This window comes from Xanthobacter sp. 126, assembly GCF_000526175.1.
GTDB classification, from domain to species: Bacteria; Pseudomonadota; Alphaproteobacteria; order Rhizobiales; family Xanthobacteraceae; genus Xanthobacter; species Xanthobacter aminoxidans.
Genome location: NZ_JAFO01000001.1, coordinates 2092843 through 2106520, shown reverse-complemented (window position 1 = coordinate 2106520; position 13678 = coordinate 2092843). Strand labels below are relative to the sequence as shown.

Sequence of the window (13678 nt, the reverse complement as noted above, 5' to 3'; positions counted from 1 at the left end):
GCGGCGCTTGAGGAGCGTGCGGACGAAGGACATGAACGCGCTCCTACTTCTTGACGACCGGGGTGATGGAAGCGCCCTCGGGAAGCTCGGCATCCGCCAGCAGGCGCTCGGCCTCGGCCGCCAGCGCCGCATGGCTGCCGCCCGCGCCCTCGTGGGGGTCCTCCATCTTTCCGGTGAAGATGGCGATGCGCTTGATCAGCTCGGAGAAGCCCTGCAGCGTCAGGAAGAAGAAGCCCACCGGCACCAGCAGCTTCGCCGGCCACTGGGGCAGGCCGCCGGCGTTCAGCGACTGCTCGTTGATTCCATAGGAGGCGAGGAAGAAGGGCCAGGAGGTCCACAGCAACAGGATCGAGAACGGCAGCAGGAAGAAGATGTGGCCGAAGATGTCGATGCCGTCGCGCCAGCGCTTGGGCAGCCGGGAATTCACGATGTCGATGCGGATATGCTCGTTGTCGATGAGGGTCCAGGACGCGCACAGCAGGAACACCGCTGCGAACAGCACCCATTGCAGCTCCAGCCACGAATTGGAGCTCATGTCGAACAGCTTGCGGATGATCGCATTGAGCGCCGACACAAGGATGGAGAGGAGAATCAGCCACGCGGCGGCCTTGCCGATGCGGGTGTTGACGGCATCGATCCCCCGCGAGAGGGCGAGAAGGGCTGTCATTGAGATCAATTCCCTCGGGCGCGACCGGAGAGGCTCCGGAGTGCTTCTTCTTTGGCCATCAGGCCTTGGCCCGCACCATAGGGGAAGATGCCGCGACTTCAAGCCGGAGGCGGTTACCGGATTGCCGAATGCGGCAAGGGTCAGACCAAAGTCGAAGACGCCGGCTTCAGCGCGGCGCGGGCGCATCCGGCCAGGGCGGCGGACCGGGCAAAAGCTGCCCTTGCGTGAAGTGGGCGGTGGCGCGGTCCCATTCGAGCACCCGGCCGGTTCCCGCGACGGGGCTGGGCGCCACGCACCACACCGCAAGGTCGGTGCCCTGACGCGGCAGCAGGGTGATGGCCCGGCCGAGGCCCTCGAACGCGGCCGTACTTTCGTCCACCTCCTGCGGCCCGGTGCGGCAGAGGCTTTGGTCCTGCGACGGCATCACCGCGTCCGTGACCAGATTCCACCGCCCGGACGCATGGGAATAGAAGCGCACCCGCCCTCCGAACGGCACGCCGCCGCGCAGCGCGCGCTCGCTGAGGCCGAGCAGCGGGAATCCCTCCCGGTCGAACCACACGGCGACTTCCGTGACGAAAGGCGTCGCGCCGTCCCCATCGCCCCGGTCGTCGATGCGCAGATATCCGTGCGGAACATCAAGGGTGAGCGTCACCCGCGCCCGCGGCCCGTAGAGGCGGCCGCCCGAGGCCGTGGCGCCGGCGCCCTCCCCACTGATCCCGTAGTCGGGAAAGCCGGTCGCCTGGGCGATCTGGAGGTCGCGGAACAGATAGAGCACGCCGTCCCGCTCGGCCTCGGCACCGCCCACGGCAGCCGGGGCAACGGCCAATGCCACCGCCGCAAGCCACCCCAGGGCGGCACGCCTCATCCCTCGGGCGCTTCCAGGATCGGATCGTACTGGGAGGCGTCGAAGCCGAGCACCGCGAAGGTCTGCGCCATGTGCTGCGGCAGCGGCGCGGACACGTCGATCACCCCCTGCCCGCGCGGATGCGGGATGACGAGCCGTCGGGCCAGCAGATGCAGGCGGTTCTGCAGGCCGCCGGGCAATTCCCAGTTCTCGATGTCGAAATACTTGGGATCGCCGAGGATCGGGTGGTGGATGTGGGCGAGATGGGCGCGCAGCTGGTGGGTGCGGCCCGTGACCGGCTTCAGCGACAGCCAGCTCATCTTCTGCGCGGCCTGATCGACCACCGCATAATAGGTGATGGCGTGGCTCGCCTCGTCCTCGCCATGGCGGGCGACGCGCATCTTCTCCTCGTCCTCGTCGCGGGCAAGATAGGTGGAGATGCGCCCCTGCCGGGGCTTAGGCACGCCGGGCACCACGGCCCAATAGACCTTGCGCGCCTCGCGCGAGCGGAAGCTCTTGGCCAGCACTGACGCCGCCAGCCGCGACTTGGCGATGAGCAGGCAGCCGGAGGTGTCCTTGTCGATGCGGTGGACGAGGCGCGGCTTCTGCCCGTCCCTGTCCTTCAGCGCCTCCAGAAGCCCGTCCACGTGCCGGTAGGTACCCGAGCCGCCCTGTACCGCGAGGCCGAAGGGCTTGTTCAGCACCATCACGTCCTTGTCCTCGAACAGGGTGATGGATTTGATGAAGGCCCGGTCCTCCTCCAGCTTGCGCACGGCCGGGTCTTTCGACACGCGGGGCTTTGCCGGCGGATTGGCAGACGGATTGGCTCCTGGCTCTGCGGCGGTCGCGCGGGCGCCGTCCTTGCCGGCCTCGCTGCGCGCCCCCTTCGCCGCGGGGGGCGCCGCCTCGGGCTCTTCCATGCCGAGCGGGGGAATGCGCACGCTCTGGCCGGGCTCGACGCGGGAAGAGGTCTTCACCCGGCCGCCGTCCACCCGCACCTGCCCGGTGCGCACCAGCTTCTGCAGGTGCCCGAAGGAGAGGTCCGGATAATGCACCTTGAACCAGCGGTCGAGGCGCATGCCCGCCTCGTCCTCGGCCACGGTTCTGGTCACGACAGCCATATTCGACCTAGTCCTCGCGCAAACCCTTTGATGCCGCAGCAATAGAGCTTTCGCTGCGCCGTGGCCACCTCCGGCGAAAATATCCCGATCACGTCAGGCTGCGCACCAGCATGATGCCGGCCCAGACGCCGCCGAAGCCGAGCAGCACCGAGCCGAGGGCATAGGCGAGAGCCGTCCCCAGTTCCCCGCGCTCGGCGAGGTAGAGGAAATCCAGCGAGAAGGTGGAGAAGGTGGTGTAGCCGCCCAGCACCCCGGTGGTGAGGAACAGCCGCACCGGCTGCGTCCACCCCTCCCCGTCCTTGAACGCGAGATAGCCCGCCATCAGCCCCATGATGAGGCTGCCCGACACGTTGATGAGGAAGGTGGCGAAGGGAAAGCCTGTCCCCAGCAGCCGCGGCACAGCCATGTTCACGAAATGCCGGATGGTGCCGCCGAGACCGGCGCCGAGGAAGACGATGAGGGCGGGGGGCAAAGAGAACGCCATGGGAGGGTCAGGCCTTTCGGTCTCTGGCAGTGTGGAGGACGGCGATGATTTCGACATCTCCCGTCTCAAGCACGCGATAGGTCACGACATATCGCGTGCCGGGAATCGCTGTCGCGCGCACCCCCGTCCGCGAGGTCGGATGCCCCGAATAGGGGAAAGCGGAGAGTCGCTCGAAGGTCGTCAGGAAATACCGTGCGGCGCCGGTCGCTGCCACGGGGCTCTGCGCGCGCAGATAGGCATCGATCTGCTCGATGTGCCTGCGGGCTGTCGCGCGCAGACGAAAGCTCACGCGCCGAGCCCGCGCAGAAAGCGCCGCGCCTCCTCCTCTTCAAGGACGGGCTCCCCGTCCTCCAGCGCGCGGCGGACCTCCTCCTCCTGCTCGGGGGTGAGGACGTAGACATCGCCTTCCGCAGCGCCGGCCTCGATCACATGGAGGAATTCGCGGGCGAGCGCGTCCTGCTCCGCCTCGGGCAGGGCTTCGAGCTTCTCGATGAGTTCGCGCATCAGCCGGGTCATGGTGGTCTTCGTCGGTGCCAGCCTGTGGGCGGATCATATACGAAGGCCCAAACCCACGCTATTTGCCCACGCTATTTGCCCCACTATTTCCCGCCGCGCTCGGCCCGAAGGCGCGCCCAATACTCCAGGCGCTTCCTGATCTCGCGCTCGAAGCCGCGCTCCACCGGGCGGTAGAAATTCTGGCGGCCCAGCGCCTCGGGGAAATAGTTCTGGCCGGAGAAGGCGTCCGGCTCGTCATGGTCGTAGCGATAGCCGGTGCCGTAGCCTTCGGCCTTCATCAGCTTGGTTGGCGCGTTCAGGATGACCTTGGGCGGCACCAGCGAGCCGCCCTCCTTGGCGACGCGCATGGCGGCCTTGAAGGCGGTGTAGACGGCATTGGATTTCGGCGCGGTGGCCACATAGACGACCGCCTGCGCCAGCGCCAGCTCGCCCTCGGGGGAGCCGAGGAAGTCGTAGGCCTCCTTCGCCGCATTGGCCACCACGAGGGCCTGCGGGTCGGCATTGCCGATGTCTTCGATGGCCATGCGCACGATGCGCCGGGCAAGGAAGAGCGGGCTCTCCCCCGCATCCAGCATGCGCGCGAGATAATAGAGCGCGGCGTCCGGGTCGGAGCCGCGCACCGCCTTGTGCAGGGCGGAGATGAGATTGTAGTGGCCGTCCTCGCTCTTGTCGTAGATGGGCGCGCGGCGCTGCACCACCTCGCTCAGGCCCGCCACATCGAACACTTCGCCCGGCCGCGCGGCGCGCCACACCTCTTCCGCGAGCGTCAGGGAGGCGCGGCCGTCCCCGTCCGCCATGTTCACCAGCGCGAGGCGCGCCTCCTCGGTGAGCGGCAGCTCCCGGCCCTCCACCTCCTCGGCGCGGGCGAGCAGCTTGGCGACAGCCTCGGCATCGAGGGAGCGGAACACCAGCACCCGCGCGCGGGAGAGAAGCGCCGCATTCAGCTCGAAGGACGGGTTTTCCGTGGTGGCGCCCACCAGCGTCACCGTGCCGTCCTCCATGACGGGCAGGAAGCTGTCCTGCTGGGCGCGGTTGAAGCGGTGGATCTCGTCCACGAACAAGAGCGTCGCCGTGCCGGAGAGACGGCGGCCGCGAGCCTGCTCGAACACCTTCTTGAGGTCCGCGACGCCGGAGAAGATGGCGGAGATCTGCTCGAAGTGCAGGTCGGTCGCCGAGGCGAGCAGGCGCGCCACGGTGGTCTTTCCGGTGCCCGGCGGCCCCCACAGGATGAGCGAGCCGAGGGACCGCGTCTCCAGCATGCGCGAGAGCACGCCATCCGGCCCCACCAGATGGTCCTGCCCCACCACCTCCGAGAGGCGCGACGGGCGCAGCCGGTCGGCAAGCGGCCGCGCCACCCCCTCCCCCAGGCCCGCGGCCTCGAACAGATCGCCCATCGGAGCCCTCAGCCGCGCAGGACAGCGGTGATGCTGCGCCCGCCGCGCAGGACCGTGACCCGCCAGCCGCGCTGGGGCACGGCGGAAAGCTGTCCGAGATCGCCGGTGCGTCCCACCTTCTCGTTGTTCACCTCGACGATCACGTCGCCGGGGCGGAAGCCCGCCGCAGCGGCGGGGGAATTGTCCTGAACGTCATAGACCACGACGCCGGTGGCGTTGGCGTCCACCTTCAGCTCCTCGGCGACGGCGGGGGAGAGGTTCACGATGGTCGCCCCGGCGAAGGGGGAGCGGCCGCGCAGCAGCAGCTCCTCGCGCGGCACCGTCTCCGGCGCCACCTCCAGCACCACCACCAGGGTCTGCTCCTTGCCGGAGCGGTTCACCAGCAGCGCCGCCTTGCCGCCGATGGGGCGGGTGGCGAGGCGGTAGTTGAGGGATTCGGGATCATCGATCCCCTGCCCTTCCACCGACACCACGAGGTCGCCGGTCTTGAGCCCGGCCTTGGCGGCAGGGCTGCCGGCGGTCACGCTCTGCACCAGTACGCCGGTGGGGCGCGGCAGGCCGAGGCTCTCGGCGATGTCGGGCGTCACCCGCTGGAGCCGGGCGCCCAGCCACGGCCGGCGCACGGACTTGGACCCGCTCTTGGCCTGCTCCACCACCACTCGGCCCATGTTGGCGGGAATGGCGAAGCCGATGCCGTGGGAGCCCCCGGACCGCGAATAGATCGCGGAATTGATGCCCACCACACGCCCGGCCATATCCACCAGCGGTCCGCCCGAATTGCCGGGGTTGATGGCCGCGTCGGTCTGGATGAAGAACTGATAGTCGGAGACGCCCACCTGCGTGCGGGCCAGCGCCGAGACGATGCCCTGCGTCACCGTCTGGCCGACGCCGAAGGGATCGCCGATGGCGAGCACCAGGTCGCCCACGGCGAGCCCGTCCGAATCGCCCAGCTCCAGGAAGGGGAAGCGTTCCTTCGCCTCGGTCTTGATGCGCAGCACGGCGAGGTCGGTGCGCTGGTCGCGCAGCAGCACCTCCGCCTCGTACTCGCGCCGGTCGTTGAGGGCGATGCGGATTTCGTCCGCCCCCTCGATCACATGGTAGTTGGTGAGCACCAGCCCCGCGGGATCGACGATCACCCCCGAGCCGAGCGAGCGCTGCACCCGCTCGGGCGCGCGCAGTCCGGGACCGTCGCCGGGGCCACCGGAACCGCCGGGGCCGGGCATGCCGAAGAAGCGGCGGAAGAAGGGGTCATCGAAGATGGGGTTGACGCGCTGCTGCGCCGTCTTCAGCGCATAGACGTTCACCACCGCCGGCGCCGTCTTCGCCACCACAGGCGCGAAGGTGAGCGTTACCTCCGCCTGCGATGCCGGCACCCGCTGCTGCGCCGCCGGCTGGGCGAAGGCGCCCGTGGCGAGGAGGAGACCGAAGGCGGCCACAGCCGCCGGACGTGAGAGACGTGCGAACATTGCGCCACCCTTGAAGCCTGTTCCGCGCCCAATGCCGGTCGGGGAGATCCGTTCCCGCTGCGGCGGGAGGCACGGCCGATTCGCGCGGTTCAGCCGATCCCTGCAACGAAAGACGTTCTCTCGAACGAAAAAAGGGCGGTCCGAGGACCGCCCTTTTCATAGCCTCAAATCAGCTGAAGCTCACGCAGCTTCCGCGGCAGCGGCGGTGCGGGCGTGGTCGGCGGCGCCCTTGGCGTCCACGTCACGATCCACGAACTCGATCACCGCGACGGCGGTGTTGTCGCCATAGCGGAAGCCGGCCTTGACGATGCGGGTATAGCCACCCGGGCGGGCCGCATAGCGGGGCGCCAGCACGTCGAACAGCTTCTTGACCACGGCCTGGTCCTTCAGCTCGGCGATGGCCTGGCGGCGGGCGTGCAGGTCGCCGCGACGGGCGAGGGTCACGAGCTTCTCCACCACCGGGCGAAGATCCTTCGCCTTGGGCAGGGTGGTCACGATCTGCTCGTGGGTGATGAGGGCGCCCGCGAGGTTGGAGAACATCGCCTTGCGGTGCTCCCAGGTGCGGTTGAACTTGCGGTGTACCTTGCCGTGACGCATGACGGCGAACTCCTGAAGATGGCGACGGACGAGCCGGTCGATTGGTTGCGCGGCTCGGGCCGCTCGAAAGGGGTCGGGGCAGCGGGCCGCCCCGGATTGCGGATCAGTAGTGCTCCTCGAAGCGCTTGGCCAGCTCTTCGATGTTCTCGGGCGGCCAGCCGGGCACTTCCATGCCGAGATGCAGGCCGAGGGAGGCGAGCACCTCCTTGATCTCGTTGAGCGACTTCCGGCCGAAGTTCGGCGTGCGGAGCATCTCCGTCTCGCTCTTCTGGATCAGGTCGCCGATATAGACGATGTTGTCGTTCTTCAGGCAGTTGGCCGAACGGACGGAGAGCTCGAGCTCGTCCACCTTCTTCAGCAGGGCCGGAGAGAACGGCAGCGTCTGGATCGCGGTCGCCTCGCTCTCGCGCTTGGGCTCCTCGAAGTTGACGAAGATCTCCAGCTGGTCCTGCAGGATGCGCGCGGCATAGGCCAGCGCGTCCTCGGCCGTGATCGAGCCGTTGGTCTCGATCTGGAGCGTCAGCTTGTCATAGTCGAGGATCTGACCCTCGCGGGTGTTCTCGACCTTGTAGGAGACCTTGCGCACCGGCGAGTAGAGGCTGTCGATCGGGATCAGGCCGATCGGAGCATCCTCGGGACGGTTGCGGTCGGCGGCCACGTAGCCCTTGCCGGTGTCGACCGTGAACTCGATGCGCAGCTCCGCACCCTCGTCGAGGGTGCAGATCGGCAGATGCGGGTTCAGGATCTGCACGTCGCCGACGGTCTGGATGTCGCCGGCCACCAGCACGCCGGGGCCGGTCTTCTTGGCCACCATACGCTTCGGGCCATCGCCCTGCATCTTGATGGCCACATCCTTCACGTTGAGGATGATGTCCGTCACGTCCTCACGCACGCCGGGGATCGACGAGAACTCGTGCAGCACGCCGTCGATGTGGATCGAGGTCACCGCCGCGCCCTGCAGCGACGACAGGAGGATGCGGCGCAGGGCGTTGCCGAGGGTCATGCCGAAGCCACGCTCCAGCGGCTCGGCGACGACGGTCGCCAGGCGCTTGGGATCGTGGCCCGGATTGACCTGCAGCTTCTCGGGCTTGATCAGCTCTTGCCAGTTCTTCTGAATCACTTGCTTCACCTTGCTTTCTCGCCGGGCCACGGCAGCTGCCGGGGTGGTGAGCCTCAACCGGAGGCCGTCCACCAGAAGCCTGGCCCGTCCCGCTCGGGGGAGGAGAAACCGGGCTTGACCCCCGCGGACCGGGTCCGCGGAGGAACGAAGAGCGGATCAGACGCGACGGCGCTTGCGCGGACGGCAGCCGTTGTGCGGGATCGGCGTCACGTCGCGGATGGAGGTGACGAGGAAGCCCGCCGCCTGCAGCGCGCGAAGAGCAGACTCACGGCCGGAACCCGGACCGCAGACTTCCACTTCCAGGGTGCGCATGCCGTGCTCGGCCGCCTTGCGGGCCGCATCCTCGGCCGCGACCTGCGCGGCGTACGGGGTGGACTTGCGCGAGCCCTTGAAGCCCATGGCGCCGGCCGAGGACCAGGAGATGGTGTTGCCCTGGGCGTCGGTGATGGTGATCATGGTGTTGTTGAACGAGGCGTTCACATGCGCCACGCCGGAGGCGATGTTCTTGCGCTCGCGGCGCTTCACGCGTGTTGCTTCTTTAGCCATCTGTCTCTCAGATCCTTCAGGCGCGCCCGTAACTCCAGGCGCTCGGGATGGCCCTTAACGGGCCGGTCAACGGGGAAAGGCCGGCTTGGCCGGCCTCCCCAATTCTCAAGCCTTGCGGCCGATCACTTCTTCTTGCCGGCGATCGGCTTCGCCGGACCCTTGCGGGTGCGAGCGTTGGTGTGGGTGCGCTGGCCGCGCACGGGCAGGCCGCGACGATGACGCAGGCCGCGGTAGCAGCCGAGGTCCATGAGGCGCTTGATGTTCATCGCCACTTCGCGGCGCAGGTCGCCTTCCACGATGTAGTCGCGGTCGATGGTCTCGCGGATCTGCAGCACTTCCTGATCGGTCAGCTGGTTCACGCGACGCTCGGCGGGAATACCCACCTTCTCGACGATCTCTTCAGCCTTCTTGGGGCCGATGCCGTGGATGTACTGGAGCGCGATGACGACGCGCTTGTTGGTCGGGATGTTGACGCCTGCAATACGAGCCACTGCGCTCTCCATGTGCGCCGGAGCCCGAAGGCCGCCGGCCGGTTGTTGTCCCCGCGTCCGGTGGAGGCCGGCCCCTGCGGGATATTGACGAAAGCTGCCCCGGATACGACAAAGCTACCGCCCTGTCCGACCCTTCCGGGTGGACCGAACGGCACCTGTTCCGAAGCGAGGGAGTGCCCATAGCGGAGATTCCGCGATGGGTCAAGGCGGGCAGCTTCACGCCGACGCGATGGATTCGCCACAATGAGCGCAACGCGACGCCATCAGCCCCGGCCGAAACAGAAAGACCCTCCCGCCATCCGACGGAAGGGTACTCAATCTGTGACACGAGGGCCGGAGGCCCCTGCCCTCACACCGCCTCGGCGAGCACCCCGTCGATGGCGGCGGTGACCTGATCGATGGGCGCCATGCCGTCGATCTGCTTCAGCTGGCCGCGCGCCTTGTAGTAGGGCGCCACGACAGCGGTGTCGCGGTTGTAGGCTTCCAGGCGGGTCTTGAAGACCACCGGATCATCATCCTTGCGCACCGGCTCACCCTTGGCGGCGGCCTCGGCGGCGCGGTTGAGGATGCGATTGACCAGCTTTTCCTGGTCCACCACCAGCTCGATCACCGCGTCGAGCTTGAGGCCCTTCTCGGTGAGCAAATGGTCCAGCGCCTCGGCCTGCGCCACCGTGCGCGGGAAGCCGTCGAGGATGAAACCATTCTTCGCGTCCGCCTCGCCGATGCGCTCGGCGATGATGCCGATGACGATCTCGTCGGAGACCAGCCCGCCAGCATCCATCACCGCCTTCGCCTTCAGCCCCACCGGCGTACCCGCGGCAACCGCCGCGCGCAGCATGTCTCCGGTGGAAAGCTGGACAATGCCGTGACGGGCCACCAGCCGCTGTGCCTGAGTTCCCTTGCCTGCCCCGGGCGGGCCCAACAGCACCAGCCTCATATTACTTCCTCCTCCCCCCGCGCAGCTTGGCCTTCTTGACCAGTCCTTCGTACTGGTGGGCCAACAGATGTCCCTGGATCTGGGACACGGTGTCCATGGTCACGCTGACCACGATCAGAAGCGACGTTCCTCCGAAATAGAACGGAAGAGAGGCGTAGGAAATCAGCAGTTCGGGGAAGAGGCAAACCGCCGCAATGTAGGCGGCGCCCACGACGGTGATGCGGGTGAGCACATAGTCGATGTATTCGGCCGTGCGCTCCCCCGGACGGATGCCGGGAATGAAGCCGCCGTGCTTCTTCAGATTGTCCGCCGTCTCCACCGGATTGAACACGATCGCGGTGTAGAAGAAGCAGAAGAACACGATCAGCGCCACATACAGAACCATGTAGAGCGGACGCCCGTGGCCGATGTAGGTCGTGACGGTCTGCAGCCACTCCGGCCCCGAGCCCTGCATGAAGCTGGCGATGGTGGTGGGAATGAGCAGCAGCGAGGAGGCGAAGATCGGCGGGATGACGCCCGACGTGTTCAGCTTCAGCGGCAGATGCGAGGACTGGCCCTCGTAGATGCGGTTGCCCACCTGGCGCTTGGGATACTGGATCAGCAGCCGGCGCTGGGCGCGCTCCATGAACACGATGAAGCCGATGACGACCACGGCCATCACCAGCATGCCGAGAATCACCACCGTGGAGATGGCGCCCTCGCGGCCGAGTTCCAGCGTGCGCACGAACGCGCCGGGCAGCTCGGCGACGATGCCGGCGAAGATGATGAGCGAGGTGCCGTTGCCGATGCCGCGCGAGGTGATCTGCTCACCCAGCCACATCAGGAACATGGTGCCGCCGGTGAGCGTCAGGACCGTGGAGATACGGAAGAACCAGCCAGGCTCCGCCACCACGCTGCCCGAGCCCTCGAGACCGACAGCGATGCCGTAGGCCTGGAACAGGGCCAGCACCACGGTGAGATAACGGGTGTACTGGTTGAGCTGCTTGCGGCCCGCCTCGCCTTCCTTCTTCAGCGCCTCCAGCGTCGGCGAGACGCTGGTGAGGAGCTGGATGATGATGGAGGCGGAGATGTACGGCATGATGTTCAGGGCGAAGATGGCCATGCGCTGCACGGCGCCGCCCGAGAACATGTTGAAGAGGCCGATGATTCCCTGCTGGGCGTTCTTGAAGACGTCCGCCAGCGCGTCCGGATTGATGCCGGGCATGGGGATGTAGGTGCCGAGCCGATAGACGAGAAGCGCGCCGAGGGTGAACCAAATGCGCTTCTTCAGCTCCTCGGCCTTGCCGAGGGCACCGAAATTGAGGTTCGCCGCGAGTTGTTCCGCCGCCGAGACCATGCCTTGCTCCGATGGACGCCACCCTGGTGGGCGGCCCTTATATGAGGGCGCAACGCTCGGGTGCCAAGGCAGAGGGACCGGGCGGAGGGACAAGGGCTCCCCGCCGACGGTCCGGTACCAGGCTCCCTTGCCGAGGCGCTGGACCCTTGGCGGGAGTGCCATGGGCCGCTGCCCGGGCGCGTCCAGGACAGGAAGTCCGGAACGGAGCGTTGGGGCAAACTGGGGCCGGCGCGACGGAAGGCCGCAGGCCGGCAGGAAAGCCGGTTCCGCCCGGTGGCGCGCCACCCGGGCACGCGGGAGCGATCCCGACTCGGGCGCTTGAGGCCAAGAGGGCCATCGCGCCCGTCACACCTTCGGCGGCACCGGAGCGTCACCTGAACCCGAGCGCCCGAACGGCCGCCCGAGACGCAAAGACCCGGCCTTGGGCCGGGCATCCGCAAGAGGTTGGTCCGAACATGGGTTCGGCGCGGCGGCATGAAGCCCCGCGCCGTCCCCTGTTCCGGATCAGCCTCGGCTCACTCGGCCTCGACAGCCGCCGCGAGCATGCTCACCGAGCCACCGGCCTTCTCCACGGCGGCGACGGCGGACTTGGTGGCGTAGGCCACTTCCAGCGTCACCTTGGCGGAGAGATCACCGGTGCCGAGAACGCGCACACCATCCTTCACCCGGCGCAGCACGCCGGCGGTGACGAGGGCGGCCTCGGTCACGGGCTGGCCCGCGTCGAGACGGCCGGCATCGACCGCAGCCTGGATCTTGGCGAGGGAGACCTCGTTGTAGTCCAGACGGAAGATGTTGTGGAAGCCGCGCTTCGGCAGGCGACGATGCAGCGGCATCTGGCCGCCCTCGAAGCCCTTGATGGCGACGCCGGTCCGGGCCTTCTGGCCCTTCACGCCGCGACCTGCGGTCTTGCCCTTGCCGGAGCCGATGCCCCGACCCACGCGCATCCGCTTCTTGCGGGCGCCGGGATTGTCCCTGATTTCGTCGAGCTTCATGTCCCGCTCCTCACTCGACCACACGGACGAGGTGGGCGACCTTGGCGATCATGCCGCGGACGGCCGGGGTATCCTTGAGAGTGGAGCGGCGGTGCCGCTTGTTCAGCCCGAGACCGACGAGAGTGGCCTCCTGGTCGAACGGGCGGCGGATCGGCGAGCCGATCTGCTCCACGGTGATGGTCTTGTCGCTCATGGCGCAATCCTATCCTTCGGCCTGCGCCGCTCAGTCGGTCGCTTCCGCGTCTTCGACGCGGCGGCGGGACTGGAGCTGGGAGACCTTGATGCCGCGACGCGCAGCGACGGAGCGCGGCGAGTCCTGGTTCTTCAGGGCGTCGAAGGTGGCGCGCACCATGTTGTAGGGGTTGGAAGACCCGAAGGACTTCGCCACCACATCGTGCATGCCAAGGGTTTCGAACACCGCGCGCATCGGGCCGCCGGCGATGATGCCGGTACCCGCCGGCGCGGCGCGGAGCACCACCTTGCCGGCGCCGTGGTGACCATGCACGTCGTGGTGCAGGGTCCGGCCTTCGCGCAGCGGGACGCGGATGAGAGCGCGCTTGGCGCTCTCGGTGGCCTTGCGGATCGCCTCCGGCACCTCACGGGCCTTGCCGTGGCCGAAGCCGACGCGGCCCTTCTGGTCACCCACCACCACCAAGGCAGCGAAGCCGAAACGACGGCCGCCCTTCACCACCTTGGCGACACGGTTGATGTGGACCAGCTTGTCCACGAACGTATTGTCGCGGTCCTCGCGCTCGTGGCGCTGTTCCCGTTCACGGGCCATGTTCGCTCGTCCTTGCGTCAGAACTGAAGGCCGCCTTCGCGGGCGCCCTCAGCGAGCGCCTTGACGCGCCCATGATAGATGTATGCGCCACGATCGAAGACGACCGCAGTCACGCCCTTGGCCATCGCCCGCTCGGCAACAAGCTTGCCGATCGTCTTGGCGGCCTCGGTGTCCGCACCGGTCTTCAGCGACCCGCGCAGGTCCTTCTCAAGGCTCGACGCGGCGGCGAGAGTCTCGCCCTTCGCATCGTCGATGACCTGCGCATAGATGTGCTGCGAGGTCCGGTGCACCGACAGGCGCGGACGCCCGTTCGCAGCAACGCGGATCGCACGGCGCACCTTGGCCTTGCGGCGCGCCTGCGCCTCCAAATCCTTAGCCATGGTTCG

The 13678-nt window shown here is 67.8% G+C and carries 18 protein-coding genes; all 18 read right to left on the bottom strand.

Features of this window, described 5'->3' with window-relative positions:
- Positions 1-43: 43 nt before the first annotated feature.
- The 18 genes from XAN126_RS0110090 to rplR all read right to left on the bottom strand — a co-directional run bounded on the left by XAN126_RS0110090 (position 44) and on the right by rplR (position 13672).
- Positions 44-667 (bottom strand): TRAP transporter small permease subunit, encoded by a 624-nt coding sequence (locus tag XAN126_RS0110090; RefSeq protein ID WP_024278473.1) that lies wholly within the window; start codon positions 665-667, stop codon positions 44-46.
- A 166-nt stretch (positions 668-833) separates the two neighbouring features.
- Positions 834-1532 (bottom strand): hypothetical protein, encoded by a 699-nt coding sequence (locus XAN126_RS0110085; RefSeq protein WP_024278472.1) that lies wholly within the window; start codon positions 1530-1532, stop codon positions 834-836.
- Positions 1529-2590, bottom strand: coding sequence for an RluA family pseudouridine synthase (locus tag XAN126_RS0110080; protein WP_348550920.1), 1062 nt, complete (start codon positions 2588-2590; stop codon positions 1529-1531). The genes XAN126_RS0110085 and XAN126_RS0110080 overlap by 4 nt, the downstream gene beginning before the upstream one ends.
- 130 nt (positions 2591-2720) lie before the next feature.
- Positions 2721-3116 carry a fluoride efflux transporter CrcB gene (crcB, locus tag XAN126_RS0110075; protein WP_029876996.1) on the bottom strand — a complete coding sequence of 132 codons (396 nt, stop codon included), beginning with the start codon at positions 3114-3116 and terminating at the stop codon, positions 2721-2723.
- 7 nt (positions 3117-3123) lie between these two features.
- Entirely contained in the window at positions 3124-3405 is a 282-nt protein-coding gene (locus XAN126_RS26190) for a type II toxin-antitoxin system RelE/ParE family toxin (protein ID WP_024278469.1), read from the bottom strand.
- Positions 3402-3632: a hypothetical protein gene (locus XAN126_RS0110065; protein WP_024278468.1), complete on the bottom strand. Its 231-nt coding sequence runs from the start codon at positions 3630-3632 to the stop codon at positions 3402-3404. The genes XAN126_RS26190 and XAN126_RS0110065 overlap by 4 nt, the downstream gene beginning before the upstream one ends.
- Positions 3633-3715: 83 nt before the next feature.
- Positions 3716-5026 carry a replication-associated recombination protein A gene (locus XAN126_RS0110060; protein WP_024278467.1) on the bottom strand — a complete coding sequence of 437 codons (1311 nt, stop codon included), beginning with the start codon at positions 5024-5026 and terminating at the stop codon, positions 3716-3718.
- Positions 5027-5034: 8 nt separating this feature from the next.
- Positions 5035-6492, bottom strand: a complete 1458-nt coding sequence (locus XAN126_RS0110055) for a DegQ family serine endoprotease (protein WP_024278466.1) — start codon at positions 6490-6492, stop codon at positions 5035-5037.
- Between the two features lie 180 nt (positions 6493-6672).
- Positions 6673-7089: a 50S ribosomal protein L17 gene (gene rplQ, locus XAN126_RS0110050; RefSeq protein WP_024278465.1), complete on the bottom strand. Its 417-nt coding sequence runs from the start codon at positions 7087-7089 to the stop codon at positions 6673-6675.
- Positions 7090-7192: 103 nt separating this feature from the next.
- A complete protein-coding gene (locus tag XAN126_RS0110045; protein ID WP_024278464.1) occupies positions 7193-8209 on the bottom strand; it encodes a DNA-directed RNA polymerase subunit alpha in 1017 nt (338 codons plus the stop codon).
- A 156-nt stretch (positions 8210-8365) separates the two neighbouring features.
- Complete coding sequence (gene rpsK, locus XAN126_RS0110040) at positions 8366-8755, bottom strand: 30S ribosomal protein S11 (protein ID WP_024278463.1); 390 nt, start codon at positions 8753-8755, stop codon at positions 8366-8368.
- A gap of 122 nt (positions 8756-8877) precedes the next feature.
- Positions 8878-9246: a 30S ribosomal protein S13 gene (gene rpsM, locus XAN126_RS0110035; RefSeq protein WP_024278462.1), complete on the bottom strand. Its 369-nt coding sequence runs from the start codon at positions 9244-9246 to the stop codon at positions 8878-8880.
- Positions 9247-9595: 349 nt separating this feature from the next.
- Positions 9596-10183 carry an adenylate kinase gene (locus tag XAN126_RS0110030; RefSeq protein ID WP_024278461.1) on the bottom strand — a complete coding sequence of 196 codons (588 nt, stop codon included), beginning with the start codon at positions 10181-10183 and terminating at the stop codon, positions 9596-9598.
- 1 nt (position 10184) lies between these two features.
- Positions 10185-11519 carry a preprotein translocase subunit SecY gene (secY, locus tag XAN126_RS0110025; protein WP_024278460.1) on the bottom strand — a complete coding sequence of 445 codons (1335 nt, stop codon included), beginning with the start codon at positions 11517-11519 and terminating at the stop codon, positions 10185-10187.
- A 515-nt stretch (positions 11520-12034) separates the two neighbouring features.
- Positions 12035-12511, bottom strand: coding sequence for a 50S ribosomal protein L15 (rplO, locus tag XAN126_RS0110020; protein WP_024278459.1), 477 nt, complete (start codon positions 12509-12511; stop codon positions 12035-12037).
- Between the two features lie 10 nt (positions 12512-12521).
- Positions 12522-12704 (bottom strand): 50S ribosomal protein L30, encoded by a 183-nt coding sequence (gene rpmD / locus XAN126_RS0110015; RefSeq protein WP_024278458.1) that lies wholly within the window; start codon positions 12702-12704, stop codon positions 12522-12524.
- Between the two features lie 30 nt (positions 12705-12734).
- Positions 12735-13292, bottom strand: coding sequence for a 30S ribosomal protein S5 (rpsE, locus tag XAN126_RS0110010; RefSeq protein WP_024278457.1), 558 nt, complete (start codon positions 13290-13292; stop codon positions 12735-12737).
- Between the two features lie 17 nt (positions 13293-13309).
- On the bottom strand, positions 13310-13672 hold the full coding sequence (gene rplR / locus XAN126_RS0110005) for a 50S ribosomal protein L18 (protein ID WP_024278456.1): 363 nt from the start codon (positions 13670-13672) through the stop codon (positions 13310-13312).
- Between the last annotated feature and the right edge of the window lie 6 nt (positions 13673-13678).

What these genes read in the sequence shown, in the direction of transcription:
- XAN126_RS0110060 (WP_024278467.1), bottom strand. Translation starts at nt 5,026, where the DNA reads ATGGGCGATCTGTTCGAGGCCGCGGGCCTGGGGGAGGGGGTGGCGCGG.
- XAN126_RS0110030 (WP_024278461.1), bottom strand. Translation starts at nt 10,183, where the DNA reads ATGAGGCTGGTGCTGTTGGGCCCGCCCGGGGCAGGCAAGGGAACTCAG.
- rplR (WP_024278456.1), bottom strand. Translation starts at nt 13,672, where the DNA reads ATGGCTAAGGATTTGGAGGCGCAGGCGCGCCGCAAGGCCAAGGTGCGC.
- rpsE (WP_024278457.1), bottom strand. Translation starts at nt 13,292, where the DNA reads ATGGCCCGTGAACGGGAACAGCGCCACGAGCGCGAGGACCGCGACAAT.
- rplO (WP_024278459.1), bottom strand. Translation starts at nt 12,511, where the DNA reads ATGAAGCTCGACGAAATCAGGGACAATCCCGGCGCCCGCAAGAAGCGG.
- rpsK (WP_024278463.1), bottom strand. Translation starts at nt 8,755, where the DNA reads ATGGCTAAAGAAGCAACACGCGTGAAGCGCCGCGAGCGCAAGAACATC.
- crcB (WP_029876996.1), bottom strand. Translation starts at nt 3,116, where the DNA reads ATGGCGTTCTCTTTGCCCCCCGCCCTCATCGTCTTCCTCGGCGCCGGT.
- rpmD (WP_024278458.1), bottom strand. Translation starts at nt 12,704, where the DNA reads ATGAGCGACAAGACCATCACCGTGGAGCAGATCGGCTCGCCGATCCGC.
- XAN126_RS0110090 (WP_024278473.1), bottom strand. Translation starts at nt 667, where the DNA reads ATGACAGCCCTTCTCGCCCTCTCGCGGGGGATCGATGCCGTCAACACC.
- XAN126_RS0110085 (WP_024278472.1), bottom strand. Translation starts at nt 1,532, where the DNA reads ATGAGGCGTGCCGCCCTGGGGTGGCTTGCGGCGGTGGCATTGGCCGTT.
- rplQ (WP_024278465.1), bottom strand. Translation starts at nt 7,089, where the DNA reads ATGCGTCACGGCAAGGTACACCGCAAGTTCAACCGCACCTGGGAGCAC.
- XAN126_RS0110055 (WP_024278466.1), bottom strand. Translation starts at nt 6,492, where the DNA reads ATGTTCGCACGTCTCTCACGTCCGGCGGCTGTGGCCGCCTTCGGTCTC.
- XAN126_RS0110065 (WP_024278468.1), bottom strand. Translation starts at nt 3,632, where the DNA reads ATGACCCGGCTGATGCGCGAACTCATCGAGAAGCTCGAAGCCCTGCCC.
- XAN126_RS0110080 (WP_348550920.1), bottom strand. Translation starts at nt 2,590, where the DNA reads ATGCGCCTCGACCGCTGGTTCAAGGTGCATTATCCGGACCTCTCCTTC.
- secY (WP_024278460.1), bottom strand. Translation starts at nt 11,519, where the DNA reads ATGGTCTCGGCGGCGGAACAACTCGCGGCGAACCTCAATTTCGGTGCC.